Below are 17,509 nucleotides of genomic sequence, written 5' to 3'. Positions count from 1 at the left end.
AAGTTTGTGATCGGTTTACTGCGAGCAAAATTTTATGTTTTTCCGCTTATTGTATTCGCTGTGACTCTCTGATGCTTCCTGGGAGTGTCCTGCAGAAAGTTTCTAAAACTGAATAATCCTGCCTCTCTTTCTTTTCAGTGCGGCATGGAAATGATTAATTTCCATCCCTTTAAAACGCTTTAGCAAATTATAATTTTAGGGAGTTTTATTTTTTTCCTTTCCTCTGCCATGCACTTTCCTAATAGAAATGAAAAACGCTGCCATCAGAGACAACGCTTTCTAATTGAATTTTCTGCCGAGAATGATCCTCCGGCAGCCGCAGCATTTCACTTCCTAGATTCGAGGAAAGGGAGGAAAACGATCTAGTAAGTATAGCTGCCCATCTTTTTGTGGAAATCCGGATCGCTGGCAACGTTGCAGTCTATGCCCAGATCCAGCGATAATTTTCTCGCCAGCACCTGCAGCGGCACAATATACTCCATCGTTGCGAAATACGGATCATTAACAAACGGGTAAACGAAATTATGCGGATCCTCAGCCTGGGAAGCCTCCGAAGTGATCACATAGTTCGGGTTATGCCGCTCGCGGGCGAAGTAATCCCGCATCCGCAGACAGCGTTCAAAATACTGTCCCGGGCAAGCCAGATAAACCATCATCGTGTCTTCGTGAATCGAATGATATACGCCGTGCATGAATTCTTCCTGCTCGTAGCCGACGACGCTGTAACGCACCGCTTCCAGAATTTTCAGCGTGCCTTCCATCATGGCCGAAATACAGCTTTCATAGCCCACCAGAATCATCCGGCGGCAAGGAAGCAGATCTTCCTTATTGCGCAGATACCACTGGCTCGCCTGTTCCGCAATCTCCGGAATGTTGTCGCAGGTTTTCACCATCTGTTCCGTTAACCGCGTTTTCTCTTCTTCTGAAATCCGGCCTAAACGCACCGCCAGCTTCATGCCCAGAAGCATAATCGTCGCCATCGTGCCGATATACCCCTTGGTCTTCGGGCCGGCATATTCCATGCCGATTGCCAGCAATATCGTGACGTCCGCATGATCGCTGACCGGCTTGCCGGCCTCGCCGGTAACGACGATCGTCTTTAAGCCCAGTTTCCGCGCTTTATCCAGCGCCGCGATCGTGGAAGAACTGCGGCCGGCCTGGGAAATTCCAATGACCAGCGTATGCGGGTTCAGAATCAATTCATTGTCCTTAAACTGCATCGGATAGCTGGCAAAGACCTTAACCTTCAGCACATCCTCAAGCAGCTTTTTACAAGCCAGCGCGCCGTGATAGGATGTGCCTGAGCCGACGACATAGATCTGTTCGATCGTGCCGTCTGCACAGTAATCCAGCGCTTCTTTGAATATTTCATCCTGGTGCTCGACGATGTTGCGCACCGCCGGCTTGGATTCCAGGATATACTGGTACATATCCCAGTTTTTTTCCGTCATGAATTAGCCTCCTTATTGATTGACTGTCCGGTAGTAATAGTTATAACGGGAACCGATATACAGCATCTCCGTGTATTCGATCAGATCATCGTCCTGGTCGTACATCCAGGTGATGTTGCGCAATAACGCCACATCCTTGATTTTCAACAACCGCTTTTCTTCTTCCGTCGGCATCATCGCCGTCATCTCGCCGTCGCTGTACTTAAACTGCGCCCCGTTTTCCTGCATGATCTGATAGACCGAGCCTTCGATCTTCCGCAGATCCACGCTCGACATGTATTTCTGCGACAGATAGGTATAGCTGATCGCGATCGGCGTTTCATCCGCCGTGCGGATGCGCACGATATAATGAATCGCATCGTCCGGACTCAGCTTCATTTTTTCCATCAGCTTCGGCAGTTTATCCGCCCGCTCGATCCGATATTCGATCAGAATCGCGCCCGGCTTCTGCCCCATCTTCGTGATGTCGTCGGTAAAACTCGTCAGGTTGCCGATCGCCTTGACGATCTGTTGGTTGTCGACAAAGCTCCCCTGTCCTTTGACCCGGCGGATACAGCCTTCCTGGGCCAGAATGTTCAGGGCCTTGTTCGCGGTCATGCGCGAAACCTTAAACGCCTGCGCAATTTCAATTTCGTTAGGTAGTTGATCGCCCGGCTTGAGCACTTTATCGACGATCTGTTGACGGTAGTAATTAATTATTTGTTCATATTTATTCATTTAATCCAGCTCCGAGGGATCGCTGATCATCGCCATCAGCGACTTTCTATTCTTATCATTATTAGTATACCTCATTGCCTGGTTCAGGTAAATCTCTACCTGTTCCGGCTGGTTTTTATAATGGTAAAGTTTAGCCAGACGGAAGGCGATCAGCGACTTGATTTCGTCGTTTTCACATTCCGGCAGCGCCTCGGTCAGCTCCTGGATTAACGTGGTGTCTTTCTGGATGTAAATACGGTCGAGCTGTTCCACTTCCCCGCGGATCAGTTCCGCTTTCTGCCCCTTTTTCCCATTTAACAACGGCATCAGCTGGTCGCGGCAGGTCTCGGCCAGCGCGCGGTCGCGAAATTGCAGGGCGTAGCCGAACATCCGGGAATCAAGCGCGATCTTTTCATCCGCATTCATCTTCAGCGAAGCGAACTGCGCGTAGGTCGCGCGAACCTGATCATGATCCTGCAGATCAATAAAATAGTTCAGCTTCATCATCAACAGCGACACCTTGGAAAAATTAAATCGGCAGTAAGGGGAATCGAGCAGTTTGAAAAAGCTGTCCGTATCCTGTTTCATTTTGAATGTATACAGCTTCCGCAGCGCTTTCTCGCTCACCCATTTTTTATAGATCACGCTGCCGAACAAACACAGCAGCGTGATCCAGAGGATCGGATTAGTCATGGAACCGGTTCAGCGCCCGGGCAAACCGTTTGGCCGTGATGTGCGGACGCGTAATCGCGTTGCCGACAACGACGGCGTAAGCCCCCATATACAGGCACTGGACCGCGATCTCCGGTGTGGCGACCTTGCCCTCCATGATAACGCGGGCGCCGGTGCCTTTGACGGCATCGACGATATCCCGAAGCAGAATATAATCCGGAGCGTCCTTGATTTCCAGCTTGTCGAAGGCGCCGGCTTTCGTATACCCGGCTAAAGTCGGAGCGACGAAATCCGCCCCCATTTCCGCGGCGATCCGCGCGTCCTCCGCGGTGCTGACATCGGCGAAGATCAACGCCTCCGGAATGTTTTCCTTGATTTCCCGGATCGTTTCATACGCCAGCTTGCCATCGTCGCGGTAGTGATGCGTCGCCTGCACGGCGATGATCTCCGCGCCGGCTTCCCAGACCGCTTTCGCCGCTTCCAGATTCGGCGTTAAATAAACGTCCTTCACATTGCGGTTAATTTTCCAGATCCCGATGACCGGCAGATCGACCTGCGCCTTGATCGCCCGGATATCCTCCGGGGAATTCGCGCGAATGCCTTTCGCTCCTGCCCAGGCCGCGCACTCCGCGAATTTAACGGTGATGCCTTCCATATAATGAGGTTCCTCCGGCACCGCCTGGCAGGAAACGATTAAGCCGTCTTTCAGACTTTCCAGCACTTCTTGTTTTTTCATTCCGTTTCACCCCTGTTTCATTCGACTACAACAGACCCAAAGCGACAGCCAGGACACCCAGAACCAGCAGGGCGATCATGATGACCGTACCGGAATAGCGTTTCTGTAAGCCCCAGTAGCACGCGAAGGTCAGACCCAGCGGCAGAATCTTCGGGCAGATCGCGTCAAAGATCTCCTGCAGGACAACCTGCGCGCCGTTGATATTCAGCACCGTAACCAGATTGACGTTGACCATTGAAGCCATCATCGCGCCGATAACGACCAGGCCCATGATGCGGGCAGCTTCCGTCAGCTTATTCAGTGTGCCGTCTTCGGAAATCCGGGTCAGGAATTCGCTGCCGCCTTCATAACCGATTTTGAAGCCGACGCGGCGGACGATTTCCGATGGAATAAAGTTGATCAGGAAATACAGGATCGGACCTAAGATGTTGCCGGCGACCGCTAACGGCGCGCCAACGCCGACGCCGATGACGCGGAAGGTACCCCAGAAGAAGCTGTCACCGATGCCGGCTAACGGTCCCATCAGAGCTGCCTTGACGGAGTTGATCGAAGCGACGTCAAATTCGCCGTCCGGGGCGCTGGCGCACTGTTCCTCCATCGCGCAGGTGATCCCGATGATAAATGGACTCGGTGTGGTCGCGCAGTTGAAGAATTCCAGGTGGCGTTTGACGCCGGCCTTCATCTTCGCTTCATCTTCGCCGTACAGCTCGCGGATAGCGGGCATCATCGTCCAGGCGTAGCCTGTCGACATCTGGCGTTCATAGTTGAAGCATCCCAATAATTGATAGTGACGATTATAAACTTTCTTTAAGGTTTTCGAGCTTAATTTCTTCATGCCGATCGTCATCTTACAGTTCCTCACTTTCATCGCTGGCGCTCATGGAGCCGGACTTGCCGCTCGGAGCGAACTGGTAGTAAACATAAGCGCAGATTACGCCGATCACCGCTGCGGCAATCGTGCTGACGTTGAAGAAAGCGACTAAAGCGAAGCCCAGGAATAAGAACGCCGCGAACTTCTTGTCAAAGGTCAGCTGAATCAACATCGCGATTCCTAACGCCGGAAGCAGGTTGCCGGACTGAGCCAAACCGGACTGGATAACGGCCGGAATGTTGTTGACGATCGCCGTGATGACGTCGCCGCCGATCAAGAAGCCTAAGAAAATCATCGTGAATTTGAAGACGAAGTACAGCGCGCTGCCCATCCAGTTGGACATTTCAACGCCCTTCCAGTCGCCCTTGTCGGCGCATTTGTCAGCGCGGTGCGCGAAGGTGGTGTTGAGGATGCAGACGCCGATGGAACCGACCTGGGCCAGCAGTGCGATTGGAATCGCCAGGGCCAGCGTGGTTTCGTAGGAAGCGCCGGTTTTGATTGCCAGCGCAGTGGCCAGCGCACTGCCGACAACGACATCCGGCGGCGTGGATGTTCCGATACCGACTAAGCCCATCCAGACCAGTTCCAGATTACCGCCGATGATCAGGCCCATGGTGAAATCCCCCATGATCAGGCCGACGATCGGGCCGATGAGAATTGGCCGGTCCAGCATGTGCTGACCGCCGATGCGGCTTTCCATGTAGATCAAGGTTGCGACGAGCGCGACTAAGAATCCCTGAAGCATAAGTTTTTGCCCTCCTTATAATTTTTTATTTGGCAAATATTTTTTCAATGTCTTTGAAGTTCATGCGGTCCTGAGACGGTGTGATCTGCGCAAAGACTTCCACACCGGCGTCGGCCATTTTCTTGGCGCATTCAAATTCCTTCTGCGTCATGAAGACCTGCGGCAGCGTCGGAATGTAGTCTTCGCCCGGCTTCTTGTTGACGCCGGCCGTGCCGATGTTGAGCTTGGCGATCCCCTTGACGCGTTCCCAGATGTAGCAGGCATCCTCGACGGTTTCCGTGACCAGGAATATTTTTTTCCGGTCGTTGATCGGATTGTTCAGCGCCTTGATCGAATCATCGCGGGTCTTGATGATCAGTTTGACGCCCGCCGGTTTGGCCAGTTTCATCGTCGCGGCCTTAAAGCTGTCCCCTGCCGCTTCGTCGTTGGCTACCAGAATCGTTTCCGGCTTGATCGCGGAAGTCCAGGACACAGCCACCATGCCGTGAATTAACCGGTCGTCCGCTCTGACTAAAATAATCATAAAATCCTCCTTTCCTTTTTATAACGCCTGATTCAGTTCAGGTCATTACCTCAATGATTTTGTTTACAGCTCGTCGTCCTCGGTTAGATCTGCTTCTTCAGCTTCAGCGTTCAGCGTGTTCATGCACATCATTTCCGCTCTTGCACACTCGACGATCTGCGCGGCCAGCTCCGGTGTAATGTCTTCGCTCTGATAAACCATTTCCAGCACTAACGGAAAGTTGACGCCTGTGACCAGCACAAACGGGATTTCCCGCATCAGCTTCGCAGCGATCTGATTCACGCTGCCTCCGGCCAGGTCGGTCAGAATGACAAGGTTGCCCGGTTCCATTGCCGCCAGCTTGGCACGCAGTGCTTTTTCAAATTCATTATCCTCGACATAGGCGTTGATATAATGAATGTTAGCGGCGTCGCTGTTGAAGAAATGAATCGCGTTGGCCAGCCCTTCGGCGAGCGTGGAATGAGTGGCGATCAGAAATTGATTCATGCTTGTTCCTCCGGTTTCTTATGAGCGAACGCCCGGCGTTTCGGCGGATAGACGCTGGTGTCGTAGCCGATTTCCTCACAATTACGGGCCGCCATCAGCTGGAAGGGAACAACGAAGGCCAGCGGACTCAAGTCGGGCGCGATCGGACTGCGGAAATGCAGATCCTTCGGATTTGTTGCTTGTTGATCGGCATAAAAGACAAAGACGTGCTCGGTCACTTCATTCTCCCGGATCCAGTCCAGAAACAGTGGAATCCGCGTGCGTTCAACTTCATTGCTTGCGATGAAATACAGGTAGGTTTGATCGTCGAACGCCATCTGCGGCCCGTGGATCAGTTCCTCCAATTCATAGGCGCTCAGCGGCTTGTGGAAGGTTTCATACATTTTCAGAACGCCTTCCAGCGCGGTTGGATAATTTGTTCCATAAGCGGCGATATGCCCCTTTTTCATGTCCAGCAGCTCCGGCTGATTGCGGTCGATCCATTGCTGGACTTCTTCGATCAACGCATCGAAATGCTCGAGCATCGTTTCCGCTTCCTGCAGTTTCTGCTCGCTTTGCGCTTTCTCCAGCTGTCCCAGCGCCGAGGCAATTTCAACAGCCCACAGATAACCGGTCAGCAGCGTGATGATGTAGCCTCGGGTTTCGATCGGGATTTCTTCCTTGCCGCAGGTTAACGGCACGACGACGTCGACCTCGCGGGTGATCAGGCTGGACAACGCTTCCGTCAGCGCAACGGTAAAGTAGCCCGCATTTTTAGCTTTGCGCATCGCCTCCACCGTGGAAACGCTGGTGCCTGACTGACTGATGCCGACGACCAGAATCTGATGCGGCTGATAGATCTCATTGTTATTGATCTGCGTATAATTCGTAAATACCGTCGGAATCACGACTTCCGCTTCCACCTTCAGGTATTTTTCAAACCAGTTCTTAAAGCTCAGCGCCGCATGATAGCTTGTTCCTGAACCCAGAAAATAAACTTTCCGGATATCTTGATTCAGGAACAATTCAATCATCGGATTGACGAAACAGGCTCTTTCGGCAAACGACTGACGAAGTGCCCGGCCTTGATCCAGAATATATCCAGCCATCGTCGGTTTTTCCATTTTTCTCCTCCTGTATAATCATGTTTTTGTTTATTGTATATACATAATATATTTCGTGAATACGCTTACGTCAAGATAAATTTGTAGATTTTTGTAGGATTTTCTTTTTGAGTTGGAATGAAAGCATCGTAAATCAGTGACTTTGTAATCATTTATTGCTTTATTATGTTATTTATTTTCGCTTTCTCTCTTTGTCTTTCGCCCTCTCTCTCGCCTTACGCCTAGCACTATATATGTATAATCATTCAATAATATGACTATATTTTTATCTCTTATATTTTTTACATTCAGTTCCCCCGTTGTTTTGACGCAGGAATTTTTCAGAGCAATGGGGATCAGAAAACTGATCTTCGATACAATAAAAAAAGCCAGCTGTCGTTTAACAACTGACTTTGATTCCTTCTGTTTAAGCTTATCCGGCGGCATCTGAACACCTTTGCCCCTTAAGAAAATTATGCCATCGTTTAAGCAGTCATGAATTCATACATATCGCCGGACTGGATATAACGGCACGGAACGGCTTCGCCCAGCGCTTTTGGGATATAGCTGACCATGTATTCCATTCCCGGTTCCTCCGTATTAAAATGGCCGACTGCCAGAATCGCTTTCGGCATCCCCAGCATCGCACTGTCGCGGATGTATTCGCTGACGGTAAAATCGATCAGTTCCATCGAGATCAACAAGTCGATATTTTCCTGATCAATCCGGGTGATCATATCGTTGTCGCCGCCCAGGATGTGACTGGCAATCGCGACTTTCCTGACCTTCGCCTCGGTGTTTCCCAGCATTTTCAATCCGGTCAGATGGAATTTCTCCATGATCAGGCGTCCAATTTCCTTAACCGGCGTTTCCGGTATCTCAAAAACCATCGGGCGGACCGGATCGCAGCATAAATATTTTTCCCAGCCTAAAGTGACCATAACGCCATGAAAAATCCCGTCTACATAGCCGCCGTTCATCGGAATCCCGGAATGGATATAATCATGATCCCGCCAGACGACGATGCCGGTTTCATCCAGCAGCTGCTTTTTTGCCAGAAAGGTTTTATTCCGAGCTTCGTCCAGCCAGTCGGTATGATCGCCGTGATTCCAGAACAGCGCTTCATGACTGATGATCAGATTGGCGCCGCTGGCGCTGGCCTTGCGGATGACGTCGACTGAAGCATAACACGTCGTCACGATGCCGGTACATTCCTGATCCGGATTTCCGTAAAGGATCTGATCCCGGGTTACCGCGTCGTCAATCGGTTTGCCATTGGCGATTCCGCGATGATACTGTTTCATTTTCTGTATGACTTCACTAATTTTCATAACAAACCTCCTGTTTGTATTGTAACCCCTTTTTCCGGCTTTTTCTATGCCTGAATCGCCCGTTTTATCCCTCGGAATCCTTCGGCTTCGACAAAGAGGCGCATCCGGATTCGGAAAATTCATAATCATTGATTTCAGGGAAATCCAGAAATTCCGCCAAAGTCATATCAAAAGCACAGGCAATGCGGAAAATTGTTGCCATACCTGGATTTTTATACATTCCCTCTACGATCCGCGTCAACGTCCGCTCGTTAATCTTCGCTTTTTTCCCCAAAATCTCCACTGAGATGTGTTTAAGCCTGCATAGTTCCTGTATCCGTTTCGCTAAAATTTGATTGTATTCCATAGTTATTCCTGCCTTACTTCATAGCCTGCATGTCCATCGTTTATTCTGTTTTTTCAGGTTATTGTCAATTTGAGAAGGTTGCAATAAACTCTGAACTTCTTAATTATAATCGATTCCCGGTCCAATAAACCATACCTGATTTCCAACTTGCTTCGATTCCAACGCTTCGGCAGCCTTGTTCTGTATTCCAAATCTGGAATATGATCCTCTTCCCCTAAGCCAGAATCATTTCAAAACGATCCGCTGTATAACAGATCATACGCTCATCCTTTGCAAACAAGAAAAGATGGCCGCATAGACCACCTTTTGTTAACTTATTCAGCTTCCGCTTCCGGACGTGAATTTTCCGGCGTTTCCGCAATCGTGGACGCAGATTCCGCCGATTCCGTGGCAGCTGCCGCTTTCATCTCCGGTGTCGGCAGATCCAAAAACGGTTCGCCTTTAATGATCTTATCAATCTGTTCGGCAGTCAGCGTTTCATTTTCAATCAGCGCTTCCGCGATTTTGATCAGTTCATCTCTGTGCTCCAGAATAATCTTCTTGGCTTCATCATGGCACTGGTCGATGATCTTGCGAATCTCCTGATCAATTTCAAACGCAACCTGTCCGGATACGTTGCTCGCCGAGTTGTAATCGCGGCCCAAAAAGACGTTCTGCTGACCATGATCATACTGAACCGGGCCGAGATCGCTCATGCCGTACAGCGTGACCATATCCCGCGCCATCTTCGTCGCCTGCTCGATATCGTTCACCGCACCGGTTGTGATATCGTCAAAGAACACTTCTTCCGCGACGCGGCCGCCCATGTAGCCGGTGATCGCCGACATCAGGTCGTTCTTCGTGTTCATGATCTTTTCTTCCTTCGGCGTCATCAGGTTGTAGCCCCCGGCGGTGCCGCGCGGAATGATCGTTACTTTCTGAACAATATTGGAGTTTTCCAGATTCAGGCCGACGATCGCATGGCCGGATTCATGGTAAGCCACCAGTTTCTTGGATTTTTCATCATATTTTCTGGACTTTTTGGCCGGGCCCATCATGACGCGGTCAATCGCTTCGTCCAGATTGTGCATGTGGATCAGATCGCTGTTTTCCCGCACCGCCAGAATCGCGGCCTCGTTCAGCACGTTTTCCAGATCCGCGCCGGAAAAGCCCGGCGTCCGCTTCGCTAAAGCGTCCAGATCAATTTCCGGAGCCAGCTTCTTGTTGCGGGCATGGACTTCCAGAATGGCCTTACGGCCTCTGCGATCCGGCAGAGAAACGGTAATCTGACGGTCAAAACGGCCCGGCCGCAACAGCGCCGGATCGAGGACGTCGGGCCGGTTGGTCGCCGCAATCACGACGATACCGGCATTGTCCGTAATGCCGTCCATCTCGACTAACAGCTGGTTTAATGTCTGTTCCCGTTCATCATGACCGCCGCCTAAACCCGCGCCGCGCTGGCGGCCGACCGCATCGATTTCATCAATGAAGATCATACACGGGGCTGTCTGCTGCGCTTTTTTAAACATGTCGCGGACACGGCTCGCGCCGACGCCGACGAACATTTCAACGAAATCCGAGCCGGAAATCGAATAGAACGGAACGTCTGCTTCACCCGCAACCGCCTTCGCCAATAATGTTTTACCAGTACCTGGCGAGCCGACCATCAGGATGCCCTTCGGAATCCGCGCGCCCATCTTGGCAAACTTCTTCGGCGATTTCAGGTAGTCGATAATTTCCGCCATTTCCTGTTTTTCTTCATCGCACCCGGCGACGTCGTCAAAGCGAACCTTGATGTTGCCTTCCAGCCGGGCCCGGGATTTTGAGAATTCAAAGGCCTTGTTATTGCCGCCGCCGTTCATCTTGGAAATCAGGAAAAACGCCATCGCACCGAAAATCACAAACGGAATCAACGATAAGATCGTATCTAAAAACAGATTCGATTCGTTCATGTCGCTGACCTTGACGTCGGCAGCTTCCAGCGCGCTCATCAGCGCGTCGACTTCGGTTTCCGAGCGCGGCACAGAAGCGGTAAAGCCGACCTTCTTGCCGTCCTGTTCAAAAACACCCTTGATTTTAATCACATTGTCGCCGACCGTCACTGCGCTTTCGGTGACTTTCTGTTCTTCAACTAACTTTTGAAACTCGTTGTAGGTCAGATTCTGTGTCGCAGTCCCGGTATTCATGTTCATCAAACTGAACAGCGCCAGGATCACAATCAGATACGGAACAAAATTGATCCAACGATTATTACGCATTGTATCACTCCTTCGCTAGCGTTACTTGTAGCATTCTTCTTTCAGGACACCGACAAAAGGGAAATTGCGGTACTTCTGATTGAAGTCCAGTCCAAATCCGACTACGAATTCGTTTGGAATTTCAAAGCCGGTATAATCCGCCTCAATATCGACAACCCGGCGGTCCGGCTTATCGAGCAGCGTGACGACGCGGACAGTCCGCGCCCCTTTGTTTTTCAGCATCGTCTTGACCGTTTTTAACGTTCTGCCGGTATCGACGATGTCTTCGACCAACAGGATGTCCAGATTTTTGACAGAGCAGTCCAGATCCTTGATAATCTTGATATCGCCGATCGACTCTGTTCCCTCATAGCTGGAAACGTCCATAAAATCAAACTGAATGTCCAGATCAATGTGCTTGATCAATTCTGCCAAAAAAGGGACGGATCCCTTCAGCAGCGCGACTAACAGCGGTGGTTGTTCATTGTTTTTGTACTCTTGGGTAATTTGTTGTCCCAACTCTTTGCAGCGAGCTACAATTTCTTCTTCATTAAGTAAAACTTTTTCTAAACACGGATGCATAGCCAAACCTCCAGAATATCCCTATTTTATCACAAAACAAGTTGGATTGTTAGAGTAATGTGCGACATTACAGCCTATTTTCGGGACCAGAATGATCTCGCCGCGGCAGTTGACGACAACCGGCCAGCGCCGGCGCTGATCCGGCGGGATCTTCCTGTCGATAAACCACCGGTTTAAGCGTTTTGTGCCGAATCGGAGCTGAATCGCGTCTTGGGGACGGGGATTGCGGATCGTGATCGGAAAGTCTTCCTGATAGAGTGTGACCGCTTCCGTGGATTCTCCGTTCTCCGCGATCCTGAAATACGGCGTCGCGAACAATTCTATTTTATCCAGAACATAACAATAAGATACCTCATCTGTGAAGTCAAGTGAAAAGAATCCGTAAGCCGCCTGAAACCGGCGGTCTTTACTGAAACTCACGTCGAAATTCCCGTTTTTCTGCTTCAGCGCTTTGATCAGCTCGATGAGAAAGGCTTCTGAAGGCGGAACCACGCCCTGTTCCTGCATCCACGCACGCAGAAAAATTCGTTGTTCCGCTTCGCTCAGCGTGAGAAATATTTCCTGGGAAATGACTGGATCCGCGGGATTCAGCTTCGCTTTGACAGCTTCCTTCTTTTTCTGACGATTGCGGTTGCGCACTTTCAGTTTTCTGACTTCACTCCGCTTTTGCGCTTCGCTGAGTTCCGCCAGTTCATGATGACGCAGCTGATTGCGGCGGTAATCGTCGCTCAGATTGGATTCGTCGATCCCATAGGCAATTTTATGCCGGCCGCAGTATTCCTGCAGCTGCCGCTTCGTCCAGCTTAACAACGGCCGGACGACGACCACGCCCAGCACCCGGCCTTCTTCCCGGATGCCCAGCACTTCGCACTGCCTTCCAGACTCCTGCTGAAGCAGCGCCGTTTCCAGAAAATCGTCCAGATGCTGAGCAATCAGAACACCTGCCGCCGCTTCCTGATCGGCCAGCCGCGCAAAGAAGGCATACCGCGCCTCGCGCGCCCAGGCTTGAAAGTTTCCGGACGTTTCCTTGACCGGATCCAGCGAATAAAACGGGATCGCATAGCTGCGGCAATACGCTTCAACGATCTGTTGATCGCGGTCAGCAGTCGGCCGATGATGATAATTCACATGGGCGCACACAACGCTCACACGATGTCGGCGGCACAAATCCAGAAGCGCCATCGAATCCGGCCCCCCGGAAACACCCACGATCCACTTTTTTTCCGCCAGTTGATTCCACCGCATCGTACCGCCTCCTTCCGCTTGAATCCTGGTTTTATTTATTGAACCACAGAAGTATTCCGTTGCCAAGCGATTCGCCTGCGACAATCCCGGATTATTGTATAAATTCAGGCTTTTTTCTGTTTTGAAGTCCAAAATGTGAAAAACCCGCGTCAGCGCTTGCTGACACGGGCGATTAACACGGTCACGTCGTCGGCGCAGCCGGTTTCCTCCATCGCACGCAGACCGGTTTCAATCCGCTGCAGAATCTGATCCGGATCGCCGCCGCGGATCCACTGATCGAGCACTTGTTTTTCCACGCCGTCGCTGCTCATCACAAAGCAATCCTGATCCTGACAGTCAATTTGAAAGCAATCCGTTTCGATTTCCTGAATGATCCCGATCGGCAGTGATTCGCCGCTGATTTCCATGATCTGATCCTCCCGGATCAGATACGTCGGACACGCCCCGGACTTACTCAGGAATGCCTGATGGCGGCGTTGGTCATAACACAGGAAATCCAAGGTTGCGAACAACTCCCGCTGATCGGCATGAAGCAGGGCATTAATGCTTTGCACCGCCGCTTCCACCGGCAGCTTGGCGCTCAGCATCCGCTGCAGCACCTGCGTGACAAATTGGGAACTGCGGGCCGCCTGGGGGCCGCAGCCCATCCCGTCGCTGATCGTACAGATCGTTGTCTGACCGTTGCGGAACACCGCGCTGGTATCGCCGGAAACCTCAGGATCCTTCTTTAAAGTAAATAATCGTGTTTTCAATGTTGAAGGCTGAGAGGTCGACAACTCCAGCCGGCTGCCGGTATAGAAAATCCGGTTGCGCTGAAACCGCGTCACCTTCAGATCCGGGTCGACGACCATGTGGATCAGAGGCAGGACGACTTCCTCCAATTCGCTGTGCGACAGCTGGGAGAAGTCGATCACTACCTGCAGCGGACCTTCCTCCCATTGCTGAACATGGACGCGCTTGACTTCAAAGTGATACCCTTCCAACAGATTCACCAGTTTATCGCTCAGCGCTTCGTCATCCACGACGCTTTGCTTCATCTGCATCGCCACGGTATCCAGTGCATCGGCCATCCCTTCCAGAATCCGCGACTGACTTGGGTGAATCGGTTTGAAATAATCGGCGATCAAATCAAAGATATGCGAAAACTGCGATAGCTGGTGCAGTAAAGTCCGCTTGCGGCCTTCGATCCGCTGACCGTTCAGCGTCTGTTTTTCCTCGCTCACCCAGCGCTGCGTGATCTGCGAGGCCGGGAACTGCTGCGCCGCCAGAAAGATCACGATCGCTGAAGCCAGCGACCAGGCTGGCTGCCGGGTCCAGATTAACGGCACCATCCAGCCTAAGAAGCGCAGCCAGCCCATATCCTGCCGCAGGATGTTCAACAATAACAACGCCGCGCACCAGACCGGCGTATGACTGCCGATGGGAAAACAGAATAACAAGCCTAAACACAACGCCAGATATTCACGCACCGGCATCGTCATGGCCAGACATGCCATCACCAGCACCGACGCCATCCATGCGCCTTCCAATGGAAAGATGGTCATGATCGGATAGATCAGACTGCTTCCGAGAATTCCCAGCATCATCATGCTGAGCTTGAATTCCGTGTCGATCCACATCCAGTCCGACTGGGTGAAGCGGCAGATCAGAACCCCCGCCCCCGCCGCGGCCAACCCCTGCGCGAAGGCCGTTCCGGTCGCCAGACTGGCCAGCAGGACGTTCAGACCGCAGATCATTGGAAACCACGCGAATAAATTCTGCCGCAAAAGCTGGATCAGACAAATCAGCAGCAGGAAGAAGACCAGCAGCAGTAATTGACAGTAAAATCCGGCAAAGCCAGAGAAACAGCTGCCAGCCAGCGTGCCGATTGCCGCCGCCATTCCCTCCCTGCGGTTGCGCTGATAGAAAAAGGCCAGTCCGGGATAAAGAAACACTGCGGATCGAAATGAAAGCGCAGTGAAGAAAAAACTGAAAACTAAAAACCCATCGCTCCTATGAAACTTCCGGAGCCATGCCGTAGACTTCTTTAGGGTCAGCTGACTCATGTTTTTCACCTTCTTAAGGCTATTGTAAGAAAGCTTCGCTGAAAACCCTGTCGAATCTTCCAGTTCTTTTCAATTTCTAAAGCATCAGGCATTCTTTGACGCGGTTGACAATATGACGGAACAGCGCGCTGTTTTCAGGGATCGTCGCTTTGACGTCTATAATCCGGGCGGTATTGATGTATTTGCAGTCGTTCAGAAACAGCACCGACTCTTTCTTCATGCCTTCGATCAGACCAATCCGCATCAGATGCCGGCGGCCGTTCGGACATTCGATCGGATCATACGCCATTTTATAGGTTACCGGATTGGACGTCATCGGCACGACGAACGCTTTGCCATTGCAGAAGGACAGGATCACGCCGAAGTGCTGAAAACCCGCTTCATTCAGATACGCCTGGCCAAAGTCGATGTAACAGATATCACCGATCTTCGCTTTCACGCCCAGCTGGACACAGCTGCGGGCATCCTTGCGGTTGAGCCAGTTCGCTTCGCTGACCAGATGGCAATGCGCCTGCCGGACCGACAGCGCGGAAAATTCTTCTTCCTTTAATGAGAGATACGCTCCCCACTGTTCCTTGAGCGAAGGATCTTCACTGTAAATCGGCGACAAATTCAAAGCCGGACGTTCAAGCATCAGGTTGTTTTTCATCATTCTTCACCTTCCTGATTATAATGTTGCCCGATTTCACATTTTGCCTGCTTTCTTCTCGGTTTGCGAGAATACTTTTTTTCTGCATACGAATTTCCCTGCCTGCCGCTCACAAGTATTGCAGAAAAATTAATTCAACCTCATCCGGTTCCAAAAGAAAAACCTGACTTCCGATCCAATCCCCTTTACCGGCGGCAACGCAAATCCAGAAAGCGTTCACCACCGATGCGGGATTGAATCATTGCATCAGGTTTCCATCTTGACCCAATGGATCAAAAATCAGAATATACAGCGTTATTTCAGATCTGGCTCAGTTTGGATCATGCTTCACTTTCGATCCATTCCGCCGCCGTTTCTTCGGCCGGCATTTCCGGCTGGATCGCTTCCTGCGGGATATCGAAGCGCTGCTGCTTCACCGCACGGTAGAAGGACACCGACATTGTGGCTGCGATCAGCCAGCCAACCGGCCAGGACAGCCAGATTCCGGTTAAGCCCAGCCCCAGAACCGTTGAGAAAAGACCAGCGCAGACGACGCGGATAACCAGATCCGTCAACGTCGCCGTCATAAACAGCTTCATCCGATTCACTCCGCGCAGCACTCCATCCGCGATCAGCTTCACCGCGATCACCAGATAGAACGGCGAAACGATGCGCAAGAACATCACGCCGGCGGATAAGGCCGCCTGATTGCCGTCGGTGATAAACAAGCCGACAAACGCCGGACCGGCCGCCAGATACAGCCCCGCGAACACCAGCGCGATCATCCCCGCCAGTTTGATTCCAGCCGAAAGTCCCGCTTCAATCCGTTCCGGGATTCCGGCCCCGGCATTCTGCGCCGTATAATTGGACATCCCGTTGCCGATCGCCGTAATCGAAGTGATCGTCATATTATTCAGCTTCACCGCCGCGGAATAGCCGCCCACCGCCGCCATGCCAAAGCCGTTGATCATGCTTTGAATCATGATATTGCCAACGGAAATAAAGCCCTGTTGTAAGATACTCGGCACCGCGATCAGCGTCAGCTCTCTCAGACAAACAGTGGAAAACAGCGGCGCCTTTCCGCTTTCCGGAAGACTTTGCAGCCGTTTCAACACGACGGTCAACGCCGCGGCCGCCGCAACGCCCTGACAAAGAAACGTCGCCCATGCTACGCCAGCCACGCCCATGTTCAGCTGCGCGACAAACAGAATATCGACAAACACATTCGTAACGGAAGACACCGCCAGGAAATAAAACGGCGTCCGCGAATCACCCAGCGCTGAAAAAATCCCCGTCGCAATGTTGTAAATTAAAAGAAACAGGAAGCCGCCCAGATAAATTAACAGATATTCTAACGAATCCCCGAAGATTTCCGCCGGCGTCTGAATCAGCTTCAACAGGAAGTCCGCGCCGATCAAGCCCAGCCCGGTCAGCGCCAGTCCGATCACCGTGCTGGTGATCAGCGAGGTCGTCACCGCCGTCTTCAGCCGGTTATAATTTTTCGATCCGAAGTGCCGCGCTACAACGACTGACGTGCCGATATTGCAGCCAAACGCAAACGCGATATAAATCAATGTAATTTCATAGGAATTTCCCACGGCCGCCAAGGCCGACGTACCGATCCAGCGGCCGGCCACAAAGCTGTCGGCAATGTTGTAAAGCTGTTGGAAAATAATACTCCCGAAAAGGGGAAGCGAATATTTCCACAGCACAACCGCCGGTTTCCCTACGGTTAAATCCTTATTCATAAAAAACCCCCTATCAGACTTTCCAAGTATAGCACCGTTCATGTATAATAAGTAATAGTTAATATTGATCGAATTAATAACAAACCGTTATGAAAGGAGGAAGAAT

The 17,509-nt window shown here is 51.4% G+C and carries 17 protein-coding genes; all 17 read right to left on the bottom strand.

Annotation, left to right across the window (positions count from 1 at the left end; genetic code table 11):
• Window positions 1-362 precede the first annotated feature (362 nt).
• The 17 genes from BQ7364_RS14965 to BQ7364_RS14880 all read right to left on the bottom strand — a co-directional run bounded on the left by BQ7364_RS14965 (window position 363) and on the right by BQ7364_RS14880 (window position 17,403).
• Window positions 363-1,451, bottom strand: coding sequence for an SIS domain-containing protein (locus BQ7364_RS14965; RefSeq protein ID WP_072685452.1), 1,089 nt, complete (start codon window positions 1,449-1,451; stop codon window positions 363-365).
• A gap of 12 nt (window positions 1,452-1,463) precedes the next feature.
• Window positions 1,464-2,168, bottom strand: a complete 705-nt coding sequence (locus BQ7364_RS14960) for a GntR family transcriptional regulator (protein WP_072685451.1) — start codon at window positions 2,166-2,168, stop codon at window positions 1,464-1,466.
• Window positions 2,169-2,840 carry a hypothetical protein gene (locus BQ7364_RS14955; RefSeq protein ID WP_072685450.1) on the bottom strand — a complete coding sequence of 224 codons (672 nt, stop codon included), beginning with the start codon at window positions 2,838-2,840 and terminating at the stop codon, window positions 2,169-2,171.
• Window positions 2,833-3,555 (bottom strand): N-acetylmannosamine-6-phosphate 2-epimerase, encoded by a 723-nt coding sequence (locus BQ7364_RS14950; RefSeq protein ID WP_006057916.1) that lies wholly within the window; start codon window positions 3,553-3,555, stop codon window positions 2,833-2,835. The genes BQ7364_RS14955 and BQ7364_RS14950 overlap by 8 nt, the downstream gene beginning before the upstream one ends.
• Window positions 3,556-3,580: 25 nt before the next feature.
• Window positions 3,581-4,423, bottom strand: a complete 843-nt coding sequence (locus tag BQ7364_RS14945) for a PTS system mannose/fructose/sorbose family transporter subunit IID (protein ID WP_083538638.1) — start codon at window positions 4,421-4,423, stop codon at window positions 3,581-3,583.
• Complete coding sequence (locus BQ7364_RS14940; protein ID WP_006057918.1) at window positions 4,404-5,171, bottom strand: PTS mannose/fructose/sorbose/N-acetylgalactosamine transporter subunit IIC; 768 nt, start codon at window positions 5,169-5,171, stop codon at window positions 4,404-4,406. The genes BQ7364_RS14945 and BQ7364_RS14940 overlap by 20 nt, the downstream gene beginning before the upstream one ends.
• A 25-nt stretch (window positions 5,172-5,196) precedes the next feature.
• Window positions 5,197-5,694 carry a PTS sugar transporter subunit IIB gene (locus BQ7364_RS14935; RefSeq protein ID WP_072685449.1) on the bottom strand — a complete coding sequence of 166 codons (498 nt, stop codon included), beginning with the start codon at window positions 5,692-5,694 and terminating at the stop codon, window positions 5,197-5,199.
• A 63-nt stretch (window positions 5,695-5,757) separates the two neighbouring features.
• Window positions 5,758-6,180, bottom strand: a complete 423-nt coding sequence (locus tag BQ7364_RS14930; RefSeq protein WP_072685448.1) for a PTS sugar transporter subunit IIA — start codon at window positions 6,178-6,180, stop codon at window positions 5,758-5,760.
• On the bottom strand, window positions 6,177-7,283 hold the full coding sequence (locus BQ7364_RS14925) for an SIS domain-containing protein (RefSeq protein WP_072685447.1): 1,107 nt from the start codon (window positions 7,281-7,283) through the stop codon (window positions 6,177-6,179). Before BQ7364_RS14925 ends, BQ7364_RS14930 begins: the two co-directional genes overlap by 4 nt.
• A gap of 464 nt (window positions 7,284-7,747) precedes the next feature.
• Entirely contained in the window at window positions 7,748-8,593 is an 846-nt protein-coding gene (locus BQ7364_RS14915) for a Nif3-like dinuclear metal center hexameric protein (RefSeq protein WP_072685445.1), read from the bottom strand.
• A 64-nt stretch (window positions 8,594-8,657) separates the two neighbouring features.
• A complete protein-coding gene (locus tag BQ7364_RS14910) occupies window positions 8,658-8,939 on the bottom strand; it encodes a helix-turn-helix domain-containing protein (protein ID WP_072685444.1) in 282 nt (93 codons plus the stop codon).
• A gap of 314 nt (window positions 8,940-9,253) precedes the next feature.
• On the bottom strand, window positions 9,254-11,176 hold the full coding sequence (gene ftsH, locus BQ7364_RS14905; protein WP_072685443.1) for an ATP-dependent zinc metalloprotease FtsH: 1,923 nt from the start codon (window positions 11,174-11,176) through the stop codon (window positions 9,254-9,256).
• Between the two features lie 21 nt (window positions 11,177-11,197).
• Entirely contained in the window at window positions 11,198-11,737 is a 540-nt protein-coding gene (hpt, locus tag BQ7364_RS14900; protein WP_072685442.1) for a hypoxanthine phosphoribosyltransferase, read from the bottom strand.
• A gap of 21 nt (window positions 11,738-11,758) precedes the next feature.
• Window positions 11,759-12,982 (bottom strand): tRNA lysidine(34) synthetase TilS, encoded by a 1,224-nt coding sequence (gene tilS / locus BQ7364_RS14895; RefSeq protein WP_072685441.1) that lies wholly within the window; start codon window positions 12,980-12,982, stop codon window positions 11,759-11,761.
• A 149-nt stretch (window positions 12,983-13,131) separates the two neighbouring features.
• Complete coding sequence (locus BQ7364_RS14890) at window positions 13,132-14,916, bottom strand: SpoIIE family protein phosphatase (RefSeq protein WP_159432824.1); 1,785 nt, start codon at window positions 14,914-14,916, stop codon at window positions 13,132-13,134.
• 187 nt (window positions 14,917-15,103) lie between these two features.
• A complete protein-coding gene (locus BQ7364_RS14885) occupies window positions 15,104-15,679 on the bottom strand; it encodes a hypothetical protein (RefSeq protein WP_229056704.1) in 576 nt (191 codons plus the stop codon).
• Between the two features lie 317 nt (window positions 15,680-15,996).
• Window positions 15,997-17,403, bottom strand: a complete 1,407-nt coding sequence (locus BQ7364_RS14880; RefSeq protein ID WP_229100717.1) for an MATE family efflux transporter — start codon at window positions 17,401-17,403, stop codon at window positions 15,997-15,999.
• Between the last annotated feature and the right edge of the window lie 106 nt (window positions 17,404-17,509).

Origin of the sequence: Holdemania sp. Marseille-P2844 (genome assembly GCF_900120005.1) — a bacterium.
Taxonomy (GTDB): domain Bacteria; phylum Bacillota_I; class Bacilli_A; order Erysipelotrichales; family Erysipelotrichaceae; genus Holdemania.
This window is presented reverse-complemented; position numbering and strand designations above follow the sequence as displayed.